This window comes from Pseudomonas sp. CFBP 13711 (genome assembly GCF_014842265.1).
Lineage (GTDB): Bacteria > Pseudomonadota > Gammaproteobacteria > Pseudomonadales > Pseudomonadaceae > Aquipseudomonas.
The window spans coordinates 301,240-320,755 of sequence record NZ_JACYVI010000006.1; the positions used below are offsets into that span (position 1 = coordinate 301,240).

Below are 19,516 nucleotides of genomic sequence, written 5' to 3' on the forward strand. Positions count from 1 at the left end.
TTATTCCGGCAAAACGATCGGGCCGATCTCGTGGAACACGTCACCCGGGCCCGGGTTCTCGGCGTGAGTCTTGCCGCCAAAGTGGGTCATGATGCCCCACACCGCGTTCAGCGACGTCTGCACAGCGCCCTCGACCCAGGCCGGCGTCCAGGACACGTCGTCACCGGCGATGAAGATGCCCCGTTGCTCGTCAGGCATGTCCTTCTGCATGAAATGCGCGTACATCCGCTGGTTGTAGCGGTAGTGGCCCGGCAGCGCGCCTTTGAAAGCACCGAGGAAGTGTGGGTCGGATTCCCATGACACGGTGATCGGGTCTCCGATGACGCGTGCGGCGATATCGACCTTCGGGTAGATCTTTTTCAGCGCGCCGAGCGCCAGGCTTACGCGTTTTTCAACGGGGTGGGGCAGCATTTTCAGCGCGTCACTCATCCACGAGTACGACAGGCAAATCACCCCCGGCTTCTCGACGCCGTTGGAATAGGTGCCGTTGTCGAATAGATAGGTGCCACGGGTCAGGCGATCAGTCAGGGTCATGCTCATCATGTCGCGGCCGGTCTCCGGGTCTTTGTCCTTCCAGAACGGCCGGTCGACCATGACGAAGGTTTTCGACGCCTGCATGTAACGCGTGCGGTCCAGTGCCATCCACATCTTCTGGGAAAACAGCGACTCTTCGCACTCGATCTGGGTGGTCAGCAACCAAGTCTGGCACGTCGCCAAAACCGCATCGTAATGGCGAACGTCACCCAGATTGTCTGTGACCGCGAACTGGCCGTTGGCGGCGCGGCTGATGCCTTTAACGCCCGTGCGCGGGGCGCCTCGGTGCAGCGTCGACAGGCTGGTGCCTTCTGGCCAATGCGCGCAACGTTCAGGGGCGTGGCGCCAGATGCCGATAGGGACTTGCGCGACGCCGCCGACGATCAGGTGCTGGTGATCGTCGCAGTTGGTCATGACCACGCGGAAGATCTCCAGCATCGAGTTCGGGAAGTCCGAGTCCCAGCCACCGGTGCCGAAACCGACCTGCCCAAACACTTCGCGGTGATAGAACGACAGTTTGGCGAAGGCTTTGGACGTGGCGACGAAATCATAGAACGTGCGGTCGTCCCACAACGGCACCAGCTTGTTCCACAGCTCCTTCAGCCGGGGCACATCGCGGTCGCGGATGGCTTGTTGGATGTCGGCGAACTGCGAGCCGTCCTCCAGCGCGTCGGCCCAGGCGTCAGCCACTTCCTGAAACAGCGCGGGCAAGTCCGACAGTTTCTGTGCGTAGTGGGTGCTGCCTTCCAGATCAATCACTGTGCTGCCCGACGCTGCCGTCAGCGGATTGGGGAAGGGCTTGGATTCCAGGCCGAGCTTGTCGACGTAGTGATAAAAAGCGGTGGAGGACACCGGGAAGCGCATGCCGCCCAGCTCGGCGATGATGCCTTCAGCGCCTTCGAATTGCTGCGAACGCAGACGGCCGCCCATTTTGGAGGCTTCATAAACGACGGGTTTGAGGCCCAGCTTCATCAGCTCATAAGCCGCGACCAGCCCGGCGATGCCTGCGCCGACAATCGCCACCTCTTTGCCGAGGTTCTCCGTAGGAATGCTGCCGAGGCCCGCAGGATGTTCGATCCAGTCATCGAAGGCGAACGGGAAGTCCGGGCCGAAAATCGTGATCGGTTTCTTTCCGTTGGCGGGGTGGCGATTGTTCTTCATGACTGACCTTGTTCGACTGAGGCGCGAAAGTGAACAAGTCTAGATAACAGTTGGGACGTTAATAAGACGCAGAGTGCCGTCGTTGTGTCGAGAACCCCAGCAAAGTGACGGAGCTTTTCGTCATATTGTCGGAAATGGCACGTCAGGACGGCTGGCCGCGATCAATCTTGCTGCTGAGGATGATCGACGTGGTGGTCTTCTCGACCCCGTCGACGCTGCCGATCAGATCAAGCATCTGATCCAGCTGCTCCGGCGAGTCCGTGCGCAGCCACGCCACGTAATCGAATTCGCCACTCACTGCGCACAACTGTTGCACTTGGGCGAGCGCACTCAGCCGCCGCAGCACTTCCTTGCCGGAGCGAGGCTGCACGGTGATGCCGACGTAAGCCTGCAGACCTCCATCCACCAGCCGCTGACCCAGTCGCACGCCGTAGCCGGTGATGATTTTGGCTTTTTCCAGGCGCGCCAGTCGCGAGGTCACGGTCGTCCGCGCGATGCCCAATTGCCGAGCCAGATTGGCGACCGGTTCCCGGGCATTGATTTGCAGCGCGGCGATCAGTTTGCGGTCGATGTCGTCGAGCGCTGGTGGGCGGGTGTCAGGCAAGGGCGGATCTCCTTCGGCAAGCGGGGCATGTTAGGAGATTCCGTAGGGGTTTGGGTGATATTCGAATGGCAAGGCGACGCGAAAGCCCAAGCATTCTGCGTTGATCGTCCACCAGAGATGGGCGTCAGAGAACCTGCGTCGGTCATGTAGGACTTTTCCGCGCTGTAAGGCTTTTGTCATTCTTCTGTCACCCCTGGCGTGCCTAAATTCTCCCCCCACCCCCTTTGAATCCACGCCGGGAGCCTCGTCATGACTCTGGATTTCTCCGAAACCGCCCGCTACATCCAGGCCGATATCCTCGACAGCTTCGACGAAGAACTGGAAATGGAGTACGACGACGCGCGCCTGGATGGCCTGTTGGCTGACTTAGGTGAGGAGGTGCCCAAAGGGATTGATCGCCGCCTGTATTTCCGTGAGCTGCTGCGCCTTCAGGGCGAGCTGGTGAAACTGCAGGACTGGGTGGTGAGCCAGAAGCTCAAGGTGGTCGTGCTGTTCGAAGGCCGGGATGCGGCAGGCAAGGGCGGTGCGATCAAGCGCATCACTCAGCGGCTCAACCCGCGGGTCTGCCGTGTGGCTGCACTGACCGCGCCGAGTGAGCGCGAGCGCACGCAGTGGTACTTCCAGCGCTACGTCGCGCACCTTCCTGCGGCTGGCGAAATGGTGCTGTTCGACCGCAGTTGGTACAACCGGGCCGGCGTCGAGCGGGTCATGGGCTTCTGCAATGACGAGGAGTACGAAGAGTTTTTCCGCACCGTCCCCGAGTTCGAAAAAATGCTGGTGCGCTCGGGCATCATCCTGATCAAGTACTGGTTCTCCATCACCGATGACGAGCAATACCGGCGCTTTCTGATGCGCATCCATGACCCGCTGAAACAGTGGAAGCTTTCGCCCATGGACCTCGAATCCCGTCGTCGCTGGGAGGCCTACACCAACGCGAAGGAAGAAATGCTCACGCGTTCCCACACTGACGTCGCGCCGTGGTGGATTGTCGAGGCCGACGACAAGAAACGCGCGCGCTTGAATTGCATTCACCACCTGCTGGAGCAGATCCCGCGCGGCGATACCGAGACACCGCAAGTGGTGCTGCCGGAGCGCGAGTACAACGCCAATTACCTACGGGCACCGGTACCGCGTGAGATGGTTGTTCCGCCGGTTTATTGATCCTCCGCCGATATGTGATTACAGCGCTGGCGTGGTTCAGATTTTCCACGCCGGCGCTGTTTTCGCCAGTCGCTGTTGCAGGCTTTCGAGATTCTGCGTGAACTGGCGGGTCATCAGCTGATAACCGAGCACCTCGGTCGAGGCGGTTGGAACGTCGGGCCCGACGGTCAAGCTCTCGGTCGGCCGCTGCAAACGCTCGGTCGCACCGGTCTGCAGCGCACGGGCCATGCCGATCAGCATGCGACGAATGCGCCGTTGCTCCGCCGTCACGCCCGTGCTGCCAGCGTCTGCCGGACGCAGGTTCGAAAGAATCTCGAGGATGCTCAGGCACATTCGGTAGTGGCTCTGAATAGCGTCCAGCTCAACGATCGAAATCTTCACTTCCTTGGACACCGACGGCATCAGCGAACGCAGCTGCAACAACGTCGCGCCCATCCGTGCCGTCAGCTTCACGTGCTCATCTGCGGTGATCGACTGCCCGCTGGCGATGCGATCGTAAGCCAGGGCACAGTCCCGCAGGCCACTTGCCAGGTTGTAGCGCCACGAATACACGGCGTACAGCGGCAGCGCGAATGAGAACGCCAGGGCGAGGGCGATGCCGATCAGGATATCCACCGTCCGCCACAACCCGTCCGTGATCGGGTTATCACCGTGGCCCGCCACGATAAACAGGGTGATCGCCGACAGCAGTGCCGTGTAGCCGCCCTTGCCGATGGCGTGATACGCGAAGAAGCCGCAGATCAGCGACATGATCACGTACGTCAACAACGGCATGCCCAGATAGCTTTCCTGCGCCACGATCGCCAGGCCCAAGGCCGCCCCTATCAACGTCCCGTAGGCCCGCTCTACCGACTTCTTGCCGATGTTGCCGTGGTGCTGCAACCCGCCAATCACGATCAGCATCGTGACCGACGCCCACTCACCGTGGGGCAAATTAATGCCGGTCGTCAGAAGAATCGACACCAGTAGTCCGACCACGATGCGGCCGGCGTGAATGTAGCGGGCATGGCGATAGCGGCGGTATGGGTCCAGAAGCGGACGCAGGGCGCGGCGAAGCCAGGAGGGGAGAGAGGCTGAGTTCATGGGGTTACAGACCATGGGGATGATGAATATATCCGAAGCCCGGCGAACGCGGCGCGTCACCACCGGCATTGCCTCATTCACCAAATCATCACATGTGAGATGTTGCGTATCGGGATGCTTGCGCGTAGGGTGCGTTGCTATCACATGTGATGTTCAGGAAAAACCTCAATGGCTCGGAAAACTTCAACCGACTACATGCGCGAAATGCGCGCTCGGCTGACGGCTGCCGGGTACGTGAAACGAGAGCTGTACGTACTTCCAGAAAACGCGGAAGTGCTGAGAGACATCGAAAAAGTGCTGCGCCAGCCCTACTTGGGTAACCGGATCAAACTGGAGGGATTCATGACTGAGAACACCAATTGGACCATCGACACGCTTCACTCGGCCTTCGCCGAACTGGACGTGGTGAAGAACGAAGACATCAAACTGACCCTTATCCACGGCGCCGAGCCGAGTCTGAGCCTGGTGATGAACCAGTTCGGCGGCTTGCCCATCATCATTGCCATTGCGGGCGACCAGATCCTGGTTGATTCCGTCCTGGTCTACGCCTCTCAGGTCAAAGACCCAACGTCTTTCAACGAGACAGTGTTGCGCAGTCGGGATCTCTTCCCGCTGTCGTCGATAGGCATCGAGACCATGCCAAACGGCGAAACCGTCTACAGCATGTTCGGCGCCCTGAGTGCCGCCTCTTCGCTGACGGTCATCGTCCACGAAGTCCTCACGCTGGCAGACAACGTGATTCGTGCGGCTGATGCCTACGAAGACCTTCTAACAGTTGATTCACAGTAATCGGGAGACACATCAATGAGCCTTTGGAAAAAAATGGTCACAGCGCTGCGTGGTGGGGCTTCCGAGGTGGGTGAAGCCATCGTCGATGCACAAGCACTGCGAATCCTCGATCAGGAAATCCGTGACGCTGATGCTGCAATGCTCGCGGCGCGTAACCAGCTGATCCAGATCAAAGCCAAGCACAAGCTCTCGCTGCAACGCGTCGAAGAGCACGACAAGAACATCGCCAACTGGGAGCAGAAAGCCCTCGCCGCGATGAATAAAGGCGAAGAAGCCCTCGCCCTCGAGTGTGCCGAGAAAGTGGCCGAGCTGACGGCCCTGCGCGATCAAGAGAAGCTTGCCGCCGATCAGTTTGGCGTCCATGTGGCCAAGTTGACTGCACAGGTCATCAAGGCTGAAAGCCAGATCAAAGGCTTGCGTCAGCAGACCGATATGGCCAAGGCCCGCGACAGCGTGCAAAAGGCGCAGATCAACGCCGCTGCCGCAACCGGTGGTGCCAACGGCCGACTCGAAACCGCAGTGGGTTCGCTGGCCCGTATCAAGCAGCGTCAGGATGAGCAGGACGCGAGGCTTGAAGCGGCCGACGAGCTGACCGAGGCTGCCAATGGCGGTGATCTGGAGCGTCGTCTTCAGGATGCCGGGATCGGCGCAAAAACAGGCGGCGCGGCTGACGTGCTGGCCCGCTTGAAAGCGCAAAACCAGAGCGGTAACGCTGGGCAATAAGCACCGTTAAAAATAGGCAGCCGGATTTCCGTCTGCCTTTTTTCGGTTTCAGTTTTTTGGGCTCCAGCGGTGTACAGATGAATATCGGAAATGGACTACGAACGATACTCTGCCTTGCCGCTGTGATGATCGTTGTGCAGATGGTTAACTCCCTGACCGCCAACAGCCTGCTGTTCCACGGCCTGGTGCCCAGAACGGTATCAGGACTCCAAGGCGTCGTTTTCTCCCCGTTTCTCCATGGCTCTGTCCGTCACCTGCTGAGCAATCTGCTGCCTTTTGTGGTGCTGAGCTGGCTGGTTGCGACCGAGGGGCTTCAACGTTACGTCCGCGTGGTGCTGCTCATCGTTGTGCTCGGCGGGCTGATGGTCTGGGTGGTTGGCCGGCCGGTCATCCATGTGGGCGCGAGCGGTCTGATCTTTGGCTTGTGGGCGTATCTGCTGGCCCGGGCGTGGTACCAGCGCAGCCTGGCGAGTTTCGCGATTGCACTGGTGACCCTGCTGGGCTACAGCGGATTGATTTTTGGGTTCGTTCCGGTGCCGGGCGTATCGATTGAGTCACACCTGTGTGGCGCGCTTGCCGGTATTGTGACGGCCTGGCTGATGCACTCGCGGCGGCTTCTCGAGCGAGATCCGGCGCAGTGAATTTAAAATTTTTTACATCGCCTCGGCGCGAATTCAAAGGAGATGAAACATGAGCTGGATCAAACGCGCGTTAGGCCTGGAGTCCCCCACTCCACCGGGCGGTCTCGGCAATCCAAGCCTGGCTAATCCGTTCGGGCTGGCGACCGGTCGTATGCTCGACCTCGACGACTCGCTAAAGCTGATGCTCGACGGCCATTCGGAGCTGGTGGTCCCCGACGAAGAAGTGGTCTGGGCGGTGGGTCAGGTTGACCTCGGGCAATCGGTCCGTCTGGTGCGTTTCTACTTCGAGGACGAAGATTACTGGCTGCAGGTCATGATGAACGGGCCTGCCGCTGAAGACGTTCAGGACATCATCCTGTTCGGTTACAGCAGCGCCGTCACGATCAACAGCGAGGCGGAGCTCAAGCGTCTGGTGGGGCCTGCGTCCAAAGTCGGTCTGCCGGTATTCGAGCATGACGGCTGGGAGTACGGTCGTCAGTGGGGCACGGAACAAGGCCAGACCGAGCTCACGCCCATGGACGAGCACGTCGTCAGTCCTGACGGTGCCTACCGCATCAAGCACCTGAGCATGTTGTACGCGCGGGACACCGGACTGGTGGATCGTCGCGAGTTTCTGTTGCTGTCCGTTGAAGAGGACGAGGAGGGCGTTGTCTCCTTCACCACGTCGGTCGGCGTGACCCTGCAGTCCACTGATTTCACCGTCATTTAAAAGGAAGTAAAAAATGCTTGAAGCGCTTCGTATGTCTGTCAGCTTCCAGTCGTTGCTGAGTTTTGTGGTCTACATCATTGTGGCCGGCGGATTGTTCTCGTTGTTTCAGATGGCCTACACGCGTCTGACCCCCCACAAGGAATTTGCCCAGATTCGTGAGGGCAATGTTGCCGCCGCCGTCGCCCTCGGCGGTGCGCTGATCGGTTTCGCTCTTCCTGCCAGCAACGTGATCACCTACAGCATCAGCGTGCTGGATGTGGTGATCTGGGCAGTAATCGCAGCAGTCGTACAGCTGCTGGCCTTCACCGCCACCAGCATGGTGCTCAAGGATCTGTCCGCACGCATCACCCGAGGCGAGCTTGCCGCGGCCATCTACGCCGCCAGCGTCTCGATCAGTGTCGGTTTTCTTAATTCGGCCTGCATGACGCCGTCGACCTGATCGCCCGTTATCGAAAAAGGAGTTATCGATGAGACGTAGTTCCCTCAAGCTGGTCCTGGCCAGCACCCTGCCGTTAGCGATCAGCGCATGCAGCAAGTCCGATACCGTCGAGGTTTCCGCGCAGCAGACCTATCCGTCGGTTCAGTCCTGCGTTGACCAGAAAGTACCGGTCGACATCTGCTCGGACGCTTACATGAGCGCCCTGGCGGAGCACCGCCGCATTGCCCCGACCTACGACGACAAGACGGCTTGCGAAGCAGATTTCGTCCCCGATTACTGCCAGCAGAATGCCGATGGCAAGTTCACGCCCAAGCTCGGCGGTTTTCAGCTGGAAGTTTCCGGTGAGCTTCCCAAGTCACAGGTTGATGCAGCGAAGGCTCAGGCTAACCAGTCGGGTGGCGGTGGCGGTGGCTTCGGTTCCGGGGTGAACGGATTCCTGATGGGCATGCTCGTCAGCAACATGGTCAACGGATTCACCGGCGGTGGTGGTCGTTACTACGCTCAGCCCATCTACCAGGAGCGGGACTCGCGGGGTGGGTATGGGTATTCCACACTGTCGCGCCAGATCGAGCAGGGCAAAACCTTCGGCAACTCCACCCAGGCGCGAAGCAGCTCGACCGGCACTTACAGCAAAAGCACCCTTGGTCGTAACTCCTCCGTCTCTTCTTCTGTTTCGCGTGGCGGTTTCGGCAGCCAGGCCACCGCTCGCAGCGGTTGGGGTGGCAAAAGCAGCGGTTCAAGCTTCGGCGGATAACAGGGACGTTACCCATGAAAAGGATCAGCATCCAGGAACGTCCTGACTGGCGCCAGACGGCCGAGCGTGAAGGCTTCAACTTTCACACCATCGACGGCGAGCGCTACTGGGATGAGCGGGCCTACTACCAGTTCACCGAAGCGCAGATCACACGCGACATTGAAGCGCCGACCCAGGAGCTTCATGCCATGTGCCTGGACGTTGTGGAAAGGGTCGTCGAGAGCGAAGAGCTGCTGACCCGGCTGGCCATTCCGCAGGCGTTCTTTGATCTGGTTCGCACCTCGTGGAAGGAAGGCCACCCGCATCTGTATGGCCGCTTTGACTTCAGCTATGACGGAGTAAACCCGGCCAAGCTGCTGGAAGCCAACATGGACACGCCTACGTCAGCGTATGAAGCGGGCGCGTTTCAGCTCATCTGGCTTGAAGAGCAGATCCAGCGCGGCGTATTGCCGGCCCACGCTTCGCAATTCAACTCGATAGCGGAGGATCTGGTCCGGGCTTTTGCGGCGATCAAGGAAGGCGGGCCGTTCTACTTTTCGTGTATGTCAGGCTCCATCGAAGACCGGGGTACGACGGAATTCCTGCGCAAAATGGCTGAACATGTCGGCATCGACACCCGCCACATCGACATCGAAGACATTGGCCTGAACGCCAACGGCCGATTTGTCGATCTTGAGGGCCGCTGGATCGAACGCATCTTCAAGCTGCACGCTTGGGAGCATGTCTTTCATGAGCCCCACGGCCAGGCCATCCCCCAGTGCGATACGCAGTTCATCGAACCTGCCTGGAAGGCGATTATTTCGAACAAAGGCATCCTGCCGCTGCTTTGGGAATTCAACGAAGGACATCCCAATCTGCTGCCGTCCTTTGTGGATAAGCACCCGCAATCTGCGGTGCCAAAAGGCTGGGTGCGCAAGCCTTACTTTTCCCGCGAAGGCGCCAACATCGAAATCCGCACCCCGACTGACCAGGTCATTTTCGAAGACGGGCCCTACAACGATGCGCCCTACATCCTTCAAGAGTTCGCGCCACTGCCTCGTTTTGGAGACAGCTACACGCTGATCGGGTCTTGGGTGGTGGGTGATACGGCTTCGGGGATCGGGATTCGTGAAGATGACAGTTTGATCACCAAGGACAGCAGCCGGTTTTTGCCGCATGTGGTGATTGACTGAGATCGTGATGAGCCCGGTGTGGGTGCCGCGCAAGAACGAAAAAAGCCGCGCAATGCGCGGCTTTTTATTTGGTGGGCCCACACGGACTCGAACCGTGGACCAAGGGATTATGAGTCCCCTGCTCTAACCAACTGAGCTATAGGCCCTCAGTAGGCCGCGGATTATAACGACGGTTTACGCGCTGTGCTATCCGAAACGTCTGAAACGGTTGTACGAAGAAATGTCGTGCAGAATTCCTCCGCGCGCAGGGGGAGGCTGACGAGGTAGCCCTGGATTTGTTCGCAGCCCTCGTCCGCCAGGAATTGCTGCTGTTCGAGGGTTTCGACGCCTTCTGCGATGACTGTCAGCTGCATGCTGCGGCCCAGCGCAATGATGGCGCGGACAATCGCTGCATCGTGGGGGTCATCAGGCAAACCGCGCACGAACGATTGGTCGATCTTGAGGATGTCCAGCGGCAGGCGCTTGAGGTAACTGAGCGAAGAGTAGCCGGTGCCGAAGTCGTCGATCGCCAGCTGTACACCGAGTGTTTTCAGGCGATGCAGGACTGAAAGCGCTTCCTCGGTCTGCGACATGATGAAGTTCTCGGTGATCTCCAGTTGCAGACACCCTGGCTGCAGCTCGTGCTGGAGCAGCAGTCGTTCGATCTTGTTGACGAGATCGGTCTGACGTAACTGGGCGCCGGCAAGGTTCACTGACAACGGGCCGGACATGTCGTAGCACTGGTTCCACGCATGCAATTGCTGGCAGGCCGTATCGAGCACCCATTCCCCGATCTGCAGGATCATGCCGTTTTCTTCTGCCAGCGGGATGAACCGCTCAGGTGGGACATCGCCGAACGTGGGGTGAAACCAGCGTATCAGCGCTTCGGCGCCGACCAGTCGGTGTGTCAGCAGGCTGATCTTGGGCTGGTAGGACAGGGTTAACTCGTTACGCTCGATGGCGCGCCGCAGTTCGTGCTCCAGGGCGACTCGCTCGCTGGCCTGAGCGGTCAGATCGCGTGTGTAGTGCTCGACGCGGTTACGACCTTTGGCCTTCGAACGATACATCGCCGCGTCGGCGTTCTTGATCAGCGTGGCGACGTCCGCGCCGTCTGTGGGAAACAGCGCGCTGCCAATGCTGGTGCTCATGAAGAACTCGTGTTCGCCCGCTTGAAACGGCGCTGAAAAGCTGTTGAGCAGCTTGGTGGCGACTACTTCGGCGTCAGTCGGATTTTGCAGGCCCGGCAACAGGATAATGAACTCGTCGCCTCCGAGTCGCGCGACGGTGTCGATGTCACGCAGGTTCTCCTTCAGGCGCACCGCAATGCTTTTCAGCAGCAGATCGCCGACCGGGTGACCGAGGCTGTCATTGATGTGCTTGAAGCGATCCAGGTCGAGGAACAACACCGCGCCGAGGCTGTAAGCCGCTCTTGAGTGAATCAGCGCGGCGTGCAGTCGGCTTTCGAACAGTGTCCGGTTTGGCAGGCCGGTCAGCGGGTCGTGGTGCGCCTGATAATCCAGCCGTGCCTGGGCCTGTTTCAGGCTGGAAATATCAGCGAACACCGCGACGAAATGGGTGATGAATTTATCGCGATTGCGCACGGCACTGATGGTCAGCCAGCTCGGGTAGATCTCACCATTTTTTCGCCGGTTGCTGATCTCGCCCTGCCAGTGACCTTCGGCCGTCAGTTGGTACCACATGGCGGCGTAGAACGCGCTGTCGTGGAATCCGGACGCCAGGAGACGCGGTGTCTCGCCGAGGGCTTCCTGTTCGCTGTAGCCGGTGATCTCGCTGAAGGCGCGGTTGACGGCATTGATCCGCTGTCGGGTGTCGGTGATCAACACACCCTCCGCCGTGCTCTCTAATACCGTCGCGGCCAGTTGCAGTTTCTCCTGCATCTGGTGGCGGTCGGTGATGTCGCGCGCGATGGTGAGCATGCAATCCTCACCGGCAATCGGCAGCGGTCGCGCGGAAATCTCGCACAGGCGGATCTGACCATCCCTTCGACGAATGTGGCTGGTGAAGTCCTTCACAAAGCCGTCGCGGTTCAATTGCTCAAGCAGTTGCTGTCGCTCGTTCAGGTCTACCCAGATGCCCAGGTCGAGGGTGGTACGGTCTACGGACAGCGAGCTGTGATAACCGGTGATCCGGCTGAAACCGTCGTTAACCTCCACCAGCAACCCGTCGTTTTGCCGTGTAATCAGCAGTCCGTCTGGCGAAGAATGGAAGGCCTTGGCAAATTTCTCTTCGGACATTTGCAGCTGTTGCTGGGCTTCCTTGAGCGGCGTGATGTCCCTCACCACCAGAACCACTGCGGCCGTGGAGTCCAGATCAAAGGGCTCGGCTGACAGAAGCCCGGTGAACAGGCGGCCATCACTGCGCCGAAACGGCATTTCCAGATTGCGTATGCTGCCCCTTTGAAGGCGTTGCAGCAGACTGTGGCCGATGTCGGGAATGCCCCAGATATTCAGCTCGGAGGGCACGCGTCCTACAACGTCGGCCGGGCTGACGCCAATTTGCTCGGCAAATGCCGGATTGGCCTCCAGAAAACAGCCATCGGAAAGGCGCGCGATCACCAGCATGTCAGGGCATTGCGCGAACACCGAGGCGAACTTCCCTTCCGACAGGCGCAGCGCTTCTTCGGTCTGCTTGGCTTCGCTGATGTCGATCATCAGCCCGCGCATCACGGGCTCTCGGCCACAGCCGATCATGCTCACGATATCGCGAATCCAGACCACCCTGCCGTCGGCGCTCAGGACTCGGTAATCGACGCTGTGATCATTGCCTTCCGCCACTTCACGGTCGCAGTAGGCTTGGGCGTAGTCGATGTCCTCGGGATGAACGATGCTGCGCCAGAATCCGGGCCTTCGCCACTGGTGCAGCGGATACCCCAGCAATTCCTGCGCATGGGGCGAGACGTAGTTGTAGGAGTAGTCGTGAGTGTTGGCCTCCCACGCGATGGCCGAAAGGCTCTCGATCATCCCGCGATAGTGGTACTCGCTGCTGCGCAGCTCTTGTTCCAGCGCGATCCGGCGGGAAATTTCCGAGCTGAGGCGACGGTTGACCCGCACCACAATGGCCAGCACCGTTGTCAGCACCAGCAGCCCGGGCAGTCCGATCAGCAAGAACTCGTGCCAGAGCTTGCTGCGTTCGCTGGCATGGAAACCTGCCGGCAATGCGGCTGCCGAATCCGCCAGGTCGTTGTGTCGTTCTGATGGGCGCGCCTGATTGACACCGACAAATCGGTCGCTGAGCAGGGGAGTGGATAAGTTTTGGTTTATATCGACTGGATTTCTGGATTGGGCGTCTTCGGTGGACTGTAACCCTTGCCGCATCGCTTGCCCTTCATCTTCGTTGTGAAGCAATGCCTGGGCGGAGACTGCAGAGGTGGTAAGCAAGCATAAGAGAGCAATGGCCGGCATCCAAATCATGGCAGCCTCGGTGATTCATGGGTAAGAATCAAACGAGTGTAGCCGGGCTGGACAACAGTGGCACTGTGCCGAAAATTTATTCCTTAAAACGCAAAACCCCCAGCAATGCCGGGGGTTTTGGTATGACGCGTCGCTTACTCGTCGAGGAACGAACGCAGGTGTTCGCTTCGCGTCGGGTGACGCAGCTTGCGCAACGCCTTGGCTTCGATCTGACGGATACGCTCACGGGTTACATCGAACTGCTTACCGACTTCCTCAAGGGTGTGGTCAGTATTCATGTCGATACCGAAACGCATACGCAGAACCTTGGCTTCACGGGCGGTGAGGCCCGACAGCACTTCGCGCGTCGCTTCTTTCAAGCTCTCTACCGTGGCGACATCGATTGGCGACTGCATGGTCGAATCTTCGATGAAGTCACCCAGGTGGGAATCTTCGTCGTCACCGATCGGCGTTTCCATGGAGATCGGCTCTTTCGCGATCTTCAACACCTTGCGGATCTTGTCCTCAGGCATTTCCATGCGTTCGCCCAGCTCTTCCGGCGTCGGTTCGCGACCCATTTCCTGCAACATCTGACGGGAAATGCGGTTGAGCTTGTTGATCGTCTCGATCATGTGCACCGGAATACGAATGGTGCGTGCCTGGTCAGCGATCGAGCGAGTGATCGCCTGACGAATCCACCAGGTGGCGTACGTCGAGAACTTGTAACCACGACGGTATTCGAACTTGTCCACCGCCTTCATCAAACCGATGTTGCCTTCCTGGATCAGATCGAGGAATTGCAGGCCACGGTTGGTGTACTTCTTGGCGATCGAGATCACCAGACGCAGGTTGGCTTCAACCATTTCTTTCTTCGCGCGGCGGGCCTTGGCCTCACCGATCGACATCCGACGGTTGATGTCCTTGATTTCCAGAATGGTCAGGCCGGTTTCTTCTTCCAGCGCGGTCAGCTTTTGCTGGCAGCGCTGAATGTCGGCCTGAAGACGACCAATGGCTTCAGCGTATTTGCTTTTGCCTTTGGCCAGCCCATCGGTCCAGCTCTGGTCAACTTCGTTGCCCGGGAACTGGCGCAGGAAGTCGGCGCGCGGCATGCGTGCATCACGAACGCACAGCTGCATGATGGCGCGTTCCTGGGCACGCAGACGCTCAAGGGCACCGCGGACGCGCTCAACCAGACCTTCAAACTGTTTCGGAACCAGCTTGATCGGCATGAACAGCTCGGCCAGAGCCAGCAGTTCAGCGTTGGCCTGCTTGCTGCCACGACCGTGCTTTTTCAACGCCTTGAGGGCAATTGCCATCTGGTCTGAAACGGCACCAAAGCGCTGGGCGGCGATGACTGGATCCGGGCCGCTTTCGACCTCGTCCTCTTCATCGTCGGTAGCGTCGTCCTCTTCGTCGTCAGCCCCTTCGACCTTCTCGGCCTTGGGATCTACCGGCGGCGGGACTTCGGCTGGCGGCGCTATGCCGTCATCCGGGTCGATATATCCGCTCAAAACGTCGGACAGGCGACCGCCTTCGGTGGTAACGCGAGTGTACTCGGAGAGAATGTGCTCAACCGTGCCAGGGAAGTGCGCGATGGCGCCCATCACTTCACGGATGCCTTCTTCGATACGCTTGGCGATTTCAATTTCGCCTTCACGTGTCAGAAGCTCGACGGTACCCATTTCGCGCATATACATGCGCACTGGGTCAGTCGTGCGACCGATGTCGGTCTCCACCGCAGCCAACGCAGCAGCGGCTTCTTCAGCGGCTGCCTCGTCGGTATCGGCGTCGGCCAACATAAGGGCGTCCGCATCCGGAGCACTCTCGTGTACGGGGATCCCCATGTCGTTGATCATGCGGATGATGTCTTCCACCTGCTCTGGATCTGAAATATCCTCAGGCAGGTGGTCGTTGACCTCTGCGTAAGTCAGATACTTCTGCTCACGACCCAGGGTGATCAACTCTTTGATACGAGACTGCTGTTGCGCTTTTCCGGACATAACACCCTATCCACTGAAGGTCTTGGCGGGCAAAAAACAAGCCGGGGATTATACCCGAGCTATGACCTCACACGCCAGTTGAGGTCGGGGTTTGTGCAGGAACTTTGCGATTTAACAGGTTGAGCAGCTGAACTTTTTCTTCCGCGCTCAGGCCTGACTGCCGTTCCTTCCTGATCAATTGCTCCAGATGTCGCTCGCGTTGGCGGGCAGACAAGCTAGTTATAGTGTCGAAAAACTGTTGTTCAAGGTTATCGGCCGAGATCAGCCATTCCTTTTCCGCCAGTTGACGCAGCAATCGTCCTTGATCGGTGCCATGCCAGCGGGCAATCAACTGCATCGTGCGCAGCTTCGGGTTTTTCTGTGTAGCGTCGATCAGGGCCACCAGAAGCTGTGAATACACATTCTCTTCATCGGCGAACGTACTGGCGTTGGCGACCTGCGCTGACAGTTCAGGGTGATGCAGCAACGTTCTGAGTGCTGTCAACGCCGGCGGCTCAACCGTCGCCGGTGTGCGTGGCCCGCGAGGTTCGAAATCAGGACGCTTGCCGTTCTTGTCCCATTTCTTGCCTTTGTCCCACGGCTTCTTGTCCCATTTCTTCTGCTGACCGCCCGGCGCGCTCGGTGTCCATTCCTGTTGCGCCTGATAATCGTGCTGCTGGTAATCGCCGTAATCGGGCACGGCGTCGTAATCGAAGCCCGGATCGTAGCTGGGTTGAGCTTCCGCCGGAGCGGACTGCATCAACTGGCTGACCGCAGCAGTGTCCAGCCCGGTGATCTCTTTCAGACGCCGGCGCATCAGCTCGCGTAAATTGGCGCCGGGCACTTTTTCGATCAGTGGCGCGGCCAGCGTTACCATGTGTGCCTTGCCTTCCAGGGAGCGCGGATCGGCCTCCTTGGTCAGTTGCTCGAAAAAATAGTCAGCCAGCGGTTGTGCGTGCTGGTTGATCCTCGCCTTGAATGCGTCGGTGCCTTCGGCCCGCACCAGGGTGTCGGGATCTTCCCCTTCGGGCAGAAACAGAAACCTCGCGCGCCGGCCGTCCTGCAAGCCGGGGATCGTCGCTTCCAGTGCGCGCCAGGCGGCGTTTCGGCCAGCCTGATCACCGTCAAAGCAGAACAACACGTTCGGTACCACGCGAAACAGCCGCTTCAAATGCTCTTCACTGGTCGCCGTACCCAGCGTCGCAACGGCATTGCGCAAGCCTTGCTGGGCCAGCGCAATAACGTCCATGTAGCCTTCGACGACGATAATCTCGTCCAGGTTACGGTTAAATTTGCGAGCTTCGAATAAACCGTATAACTCCTGACCCTTATGAAACACCGGGGTTTCAGGAGAGTTCAGGTATTTGGGTTTGTCGTCGCCCAGTACCCGCCCGCCAAATGCGATCACACGGCCGCGACTGTCGCGAATGGGGAACATCACCCGGTCGCGAAAGCGGTCGTAGCGTTTGCCGGTTTCGGCGTTTTCGATCAGCAAGCCGGCATCGATCATCGCCTTCTGTTGAAGGGTGTCGCTGCTAAGGTGTTTGTAGAGGTTATCCCAGCCAGGAGGGGCGAAGCCGAGTCCGAAGTCCCGGGCAATCTCGCCTGACAGGCCACGGCCTTTCAGGTATTCCACCGCAGATTTTCGCGTTGGATGGCTCTTCAGCGCAGCGCGATAGTAATCGGCGGCGGCTGTTAATAGGGGGTAGAGCGGCGAATCGGTAGGCTGCCTGGGCTTTTGCCCTTTGACGCCTTGTTCGCGTGGGACTTCCATCCCGGCGGCTTTGGCCAGGTCTTCGACGGCCTGGGGGAAATCCAGGTTGTCGTGGTCCATGATGAAGCCGAGGGCATTGCCACCCGCGCCACAGCCGAAGCAGTAATAGAACTGTTTGTCCGGGCTGACGCTGAACGACGGTGTCTTCTCTTTATGGAAAGGACAACAGGCGCTGAAGTTCTTGCCGGTCTTTTTTAATTGAACGCGTGAGCTGACAACATCGACGATGTCGGTGCGGTTCAGGAGGTCGTCAATAAAACCTTGGGGAATCAGTCCGGCCATGGCGTTCTCATCATCAGGCGCCCCGCCAGAAAGATCGTGGCGAATCCAAACCGTAACGACGGTTGCTTGGTCAGTGTAGACGGGTCAACGCGGCCTGAATCAGGCTGGAAGAAATCGACGGGGTTTGTCTCGGTCGCATCTGCGGCGTCAACAGCCTCTGTCTTGTGTTGCTTGATCGGTGTTGCCTGAGGCTAGAACTGCAACTGCCGACAGCCCGGCTTTGAAGGCCGGGCAAGGCAGAAGCTTGCGTCAGACGTCTGTATTAATACAGACGAACGGCGCGGCGCTGTTCGCGCTGTACTTTCTTGGCGTGACGCTTAACAGCAGCTGCTGCTTTACGCTTACGCTCAGAAGTCGGCTTCTCGTAAAATTCGCGGCTACGAACTTCAGCCAGAACACCGGCTTTTTCGCAGGAGCGCTTGAAACGACGCAGAGCTACGTCGAAGGGTTCGTTCTCTTTAACTTTGACGGCTGGCATCCAGAGCTACCTTCATTCATTACCGGGGTCAACGCTTACTGCAACGCTTGCACTAAGTACGTCGGTTTTTAAGGGTTGCGGATGTTAACCCCTTGCTTCGCGGAATGCAAAGCCTCTGATCGAAAAGCACTGGTCGCAGGCATGAGCGGCGACTATTATGCGCGCCTTCGAATTCAGCCTCCACAAGGCGTACCCCATGCTAGTACTGGGAATGGAAACTTCCTGCGATGAGACCGGTGTCGCGCTGTACGACAGCGAACGCGGGTTGCTTGCCGATGCATTATTCAGCCAGATCGACCTGCACCGCGTCTACGGTGGCGTGGTCCCGGAGCTTGCCTCGCGTGACCACGTAAAACGCATGCTGCCCTTGATTCGTCAGGTGTTGGCCGAGGCGGACTGCGCCGTGACCGAGATCGATGCCATCGCTTATACCGCTGGCCCGGGACTGGTCGGGGCCCTGCTGGTAGGGGCTTCGTGCGCACAGGCTCTGGCATTTGCGTGGGACATCCCGGCGCTGGGTGTTCACCACATGGAAGGGCATCTGCTGGCGCCGATGCTGGAGGAAAATCCGCCTGAGTTTCCGTTCGTCGCTTTGTTGGTTTCCGGCGGCCATACGCAGCTGGTTCGCGTCGATGGCATTGGTCTTTACGAGCTGCTGGGCGAGACCCTGGACGACGCCGCCGGCGAAGCTTTCGACAAAACCGCAAAGATGATGGGGCTGAACTACCCCGGTGGTCCGGAGATTTCCCGTCTGGCGCAATCCGGTGTGTCTGGGCGGTTTGTCTTTCCGCGTCCGATGACGGACCGCCCCGGGCTGGATTTCAGCTTCAGCGGCTTGAAAACCTTTTCGCTGAACACGTGGCAGCAGTGCCAGAGCGCCGGGGACGACAGCGAGCAAACCCGTTGCGACATCTCGCTGGCCTTCCAGCAGGCGGTGGTGGACACTTTGACCATCAAGTGCAAACGCGCGCTGAAGCAGACCGGGCTCAAGCGTCTGGTCATCGCCGGTGGCGTGAGCGCGAACAAGGCGTTGCGCCAGTCGCTGGAGCAGATGCTCGATGGCCTGGGCGGCAATGTCTACTACGCGCGTCCTGAGTTCTGCACCGACAACGGCGCGATGATCGCCTTTGCCGGCTGCCAGCGTTTGCGGGCGGGGCAGAGGGAAAGTTTGAGCATTACGGTTCAGGCGCGCTGGCCGATGGAGCAGTTGCCCGGTCTTTGAGGGCAAATAGGTTTGAGCGCCTGATTGGGGATGTGAAAGGGGGCAGCGTCAGAAATGCCGTTCGCGCCCGGCAAACAGGTCGCGTAGATTGCCCCGATGGCGCCAGACGATGAGCAACGTCAATACGCTCATCGGCAGCAAAGCGTGGGGTTCCTGCCAGGCAAGCAGCGGAAGGGTGAGCGGCGTGGCAATCAGGGACGCCAACGAGCTGGTGCGAGTGAGGTAGAACGTCAGCAGCCAGGCGCCTATGGCGAGCAGGGCGGCTGGCGGATACAAGGCCAGCAACATGCCGGCGGCCGTGGCCACGCCCTTGCCGCCACGAAAACGGAAGTACAGCGGGAACAGATGCCCCAGCACTGCGCACAGTCCGATCCAGGCCTGCAGGCGTGGGTCGAGGTCCAATCCTCTGGCGATCAGCACCGGGATCATGCCTTTGCAGACGTCGCCAATCAGGGTCAGTACCGCGAGTTTCTTGCCGGCCAGGCGCAGCATGTTGGTGGCGCCGGCGTTGCCCGAGCCACTGGCGCGAGGGTCCGGGCGACCGGTTATGCGGCTGATCAGGATGGCAAAGGACAGCGAACCGAGCAGGTAGGCGAGGACCGCCAGTAACCAAAACATGCTA

At 59.3% G+C, this 19,516-nt stretch carries 16 protein-coding genes, 1 tRNA gene and 1 pseudogene; 9 read left to right on the forward strand and 9 right to left on the reverse strand.

Annotation, left to right across the window (positions count from 1 at the left end):
* Both IFT47_RS14140 and IFT47_RS14145 read right to left on the reverse strand, forming a co-directional pair.
* Positions 1-1,695 carry a flavin monoamine oxidase family protein gene (locus IFT47_RS14140; protein WP_192173124.1) on the reverse strand — a complete coding sequence of 565 codons (1,695 nt, stop codon included), beginning with the start codon at positions 1,693-1,695 and terminating at the stop codon, positions 1-3.
* Between the two features lie 142 nt (positions 1,696-1,837).
* Positions 1,838-2,299, reverse strand: a complete 462-nt coding sequence (locus IFT47_RS14145) for an Lrp/AsnC family transcriptional regulator (protein ID WP_192173123.1) — start codon at positions 2,297-2,299, stop codon at positions 1,838-1,840.
* 249 nt (positions 2,300-2,548) lie between these two features.
* Between IFT47_RS14145 and ppk2 the strand changes: the two genes are divergently transcribed.
* Positions 2,549-3,460, forward strand: a complete 912-nt coding sequence (gene ppk2 / locus IFT47_RS14150) for a polyphosphate kinase 2 (RefSeq protein ID WP_192173122.1) — start codon at positions 2,549-2,551, stop codon at positions 3,458-3,460.
* 36 nt (positions 3,461-3,496) lie between these two features.
* Here ppk2 and IFT47_RS14155 read toward each other — a convergent pair whose 3' ends face one another.
* A complete protein-coding gene (locus IFT47_RS14155; RefSeq protein WP_192173121.1) occupies positions 3,497-4,543 on the reverse strand; it encodes an FUSC family protein in 1,047 nt (348 codons plus the stop codon).
* 168 nt (positions 4,544-4,711) lie between these two features.
* On the opposite strand from IFT47_RS14155, the gene IFT47_RS14160 reads away from it, so the two are divergent.
* From IFT47_RS14160 to IFT47_RS14190, 7 genes are all read left to right on the forward strand, one after another.
* Positions 4,712-5,332: a YjfI family protein gene (locus IFT47_RS14160; RefSeq protein ID WP_192173120.1), complete on the forward strand. Its 621-nt coding sequence runs from the start codon at positions 4,712-4,714 to the stop codon at positions 5,330-5,332.
* A 15-nt stretch (positions 5,333-5,347) separates the two neighbouring features.
* On the forward strand, positions 5,348-6,055 hold the full coding sequence (locus IFT47_RS14165; protein WP_192173119.1) for a PspA/IM30 family protein: 708 nt from the start codon (positions 5,348-5,350) through the stop codon (positions 6,053-6,055).
* Between the two features lie 77 nt (positions 6,056-6,132).
* Positions 6,133-6,696 (forward strand): rhomboid family intramembrane serine protease, encoded by a 564-nt coding sequence (locus tag IFT47_RS14170; protein ID WP_192173118.1) that lies wholly within the window; start codon positions 6,133-6,135, stop codon positions 6,694-6,696.
* A 49-nt stretch (positions 6,697-6,745) separates the two neighbouring features.
* The gene (locus IFT47_RS14175; RefSeq protein ID WP_192173117.1) at positions 6,746-7,405 is read left to right on the forward strand and encodes a DUF2491 family protein; all 660 of its coding nucleotides are present in this window, start codon (positions 6,746-6,748) and stop codon (positions 7,403-7,405) included.
* 13 nt (positions 7,406-7,418) lie between these two features.
* The gene (locus tag IFT47_RS14180) at positions 7,419-7,844 is read left to right on the forward strand and encodes a DUF350 domain-containing protein (RefSeq protein WP_074886933.1); all 426 of its coding nucleotides are present in this window, start codon (positions 7,419-7,421) and stop codon (positions 7,842-7,844) included.
* Positions 7,845-7,872: 28 nt separating this feature from the next.
* Complete coding sequence (locus tag IFT47_RS14185) at positions 7,873-8,598, forward strand: DUF1190 domain-containing protein (RefSeq protein WP_133775475.1); 726 nt, start codon at positions 7,873-7,875, stop codon at positions 8,596-8,598.
* Positions 8,599-8,612: 14 nt separating this feature from the next.
* On the forward strand, positions 8,613-9,770 hold the full coding sequence (locus tag IFT47_RS14190; protein WP_192173116.1) for a glutathionylspermidine synthase family protein: 1,158 nt from the start codon (positions 8,613-8,615) through the stop codon (positions 9,768-9,770).
* 69 nt (positions 9,771-9,839) lie between these two features.
* Here IFT47_RS14190 and IFT47_RS14195 read toward each other — a convergent pair.
* The 5 genes and pseudogenes from IFT47_RS14195 to rpsU form a co-directional block, all read right to left on the reverse strand.
* A tRNA-Ile gene (locus IFT47_RS14195) sits at positions 9,840-9,916 on the reverse strand.
* 15 nt (positions 9,917-9,931) lie between these two features.
* Positions 9,932-12,874 (reverse strand): annotated as a pseudogene (locus IFT47_RS14200) (sensor domain-containing protein); the annotation flags it as partial.
* 440 nt (positions 12,875-13,314) lie between these two features.
* The gene (gene rpoD / locus IFT47_RS14205; RefSeq protein ID WP_192173115.1) at positions 13,315-15,159 is read right to left on the reverse strand and encodes an RNA polymerase sigma factor RpoD; all 1,845 of its coding nucleotides are present in this window, start codon (positions 15,157-15,159) and stop codon (positions 13,315-13,317) included.
* A gap of 67 nt (positions 15,160-15,226) precedes the next feature.
* Positions 15,227-17,194: a DNA primase gene (dnaG, locus tag IFT47_RS14210; RefSeq protein ID WP_192173114.1), complete on the reverse strand. Its 1,968-nt coding sequence runs from the start codon at positions 17,192-17,194 to the stop codon at positions 15,227-15,229.
* A 262-nt stretch (positions 17,195-17,456) separates the two neighbouring features.
* Positions 17,457-17,672 carry a 30S ribosomal protein S21 gene (gene rpsU / locus IFT47_RS14215; RefSeq protein ID WP_002551877.1) on the reverse strand — a complete coding sequence of 72 codons (216 nt, stop codon included), beginning with the start codon at positions 17,670-17,672 and terminating at the stop codon, positions 17,457-17,459.
* Positions 17,673-17,868: 196 nt separating this feature from the next.
* On the opposite strand from rpsU, the gene tsaD reads away from it, so the two are divergent.
* Complete coding sequence (gene tsaD / locus IFT47_RS14220; RefSeq protein ID WP_192173113.1) at positions 17,869-18,894, forward strand: tRNA (adenosine(37)-N6)-threonylcarbamoyltransferase complex transferase subunit TsaD; 1,026 nt, start codon at positions 17,869-17,871, stop codon at positions 18,892-18,894.
* A 48-nt stretch (positions 18,895-18,942) separates the two neighbouring features.
* Here the strand turns inward: tsaD and plsY are convergent, their stop codons facing one another.
* The gene (gene plsY, locus IFT47_RS14225) at positions 18,943-19,512 is read right to left on the reverse strand and encodes a glycerol-3-phosphate 1-O-acyltransferase PlsY (RefSeq protein WP_074886952.1); all 570 of its coding nucleotides are present in this window, start codon (positions 19,510-19,512) and stop codon (positions 18,943-18,945) included.
* Positions 19,513-19,516: the final 4 nt, after the last annotated feature.

Excerpts from the sequence above, each read along its gene's own strand:
- IFT47_RS14140 (WP_192173124.1), bottom strand. The coding sequence starts at position 1,695 with ATGAAGAACAATCGCCACCCCGCCAACGGAAAGAAACCGATCACGATT.
- ppk2 (WP_192173122.1), top strand. The coding sequence starts at position 2,549 with ATGACTCTGGATTTCTCCGAAACCGCCCGCTACATCCAGGCCGATATC.
- IFT47_RS14155 (WP_192173121.1), bottom strand. The coding sequence starts at position 4,543 with ATGAACTCAGCCTCTCTCCCCTCCTGGCTTCGCCGCGCCCTGCGTCCG.
- IFT47_RS14160 (WP_192173120.1), top strand. The coding sequence starts at position 4,712 with ATGGCTCGGAAAACTTCAACCGACTACATGCGCGAAATGCGCGCTCGG.
- IFT47_RS14165 (WP_192173119.1), top strand. The coding sequence starts at position 5,348 with ATGAGCCTTTGGAAAAAAATGGTCACAGCGCTGCGTGGTGGGGCTTCC.
- IFT47_RS14170 (WP_192173118.1), top strand. The coding sequence starts at position 6,133 with ATGAATATCGGAAATGGACTACGAACGATACTCTGCCTTGCCGCTGTG.
- IFT47_RS14175 (WP_192173117.1), top strand. The coding sequence starts at position 6,746 with ATGAGCTGGATCAAACGCGCGTTAGGCCTGGAGTCCCCCACTCCACCG.
- IFT47_RS14180 (WP_074886933.1), top strand. The coding sequence starts at position 7,419 with ATGCTTGAAGCGCTTCGTATGTCTGTCAGCTTCCAGTCGTTGCTGAGT.
- IFT47_RS14185 (WP_133775475.1), top strand. The coding sequence starts at position 7,873 with ATGAGACGTAGTTCCCTCAAGCTGGTCCTGGCCAGCACCCTGCCGTTA.
- IFT47_RS14190 (WP_192173116.1), top strand. The coding sequence starts at position 8,613 with ATGAAAAGGATCAGCATCCAGGAACGTCCTGACTGGCGCCAGACGGCC.
- rpoD (WP_192173115.1), bottom strand. The coding sequence starts at position 15,159 with ATGTCCGGAAAAGCGCAACAGCAGTCTCGTATCAAAGAGTTGATCACC.
- dnaG (WP_192173114.1), bottom strand. The coding sequence starts at position 17,194 with ATGGCCGGACTGATTCCCCAAGGTTTTATTGACGACCTCCTGAACCGC.
- rpsU (WP_002551877.1), bottom strand. The coding sequence starts at position 17,672 with ATGCCAGCCGTCAAAGTTAAAGAGAACGAACCCTTCGACGTAGCTCTG.
- tsaD (WP_192173113.1), top strand. The coding sequence starts at position 17,869 with ATGCTAGTACTGGGAATGGAAACTTCCTGCGATGAGACCGGTGTCGCG.
- plsY (WP_074886952.1), bottom strand. The coding sequence starts at position 19,512 with ATGTTTTGGTTACTGGCGGTCCTCGCCTACCTGCTCGGTTCGCTGTCC.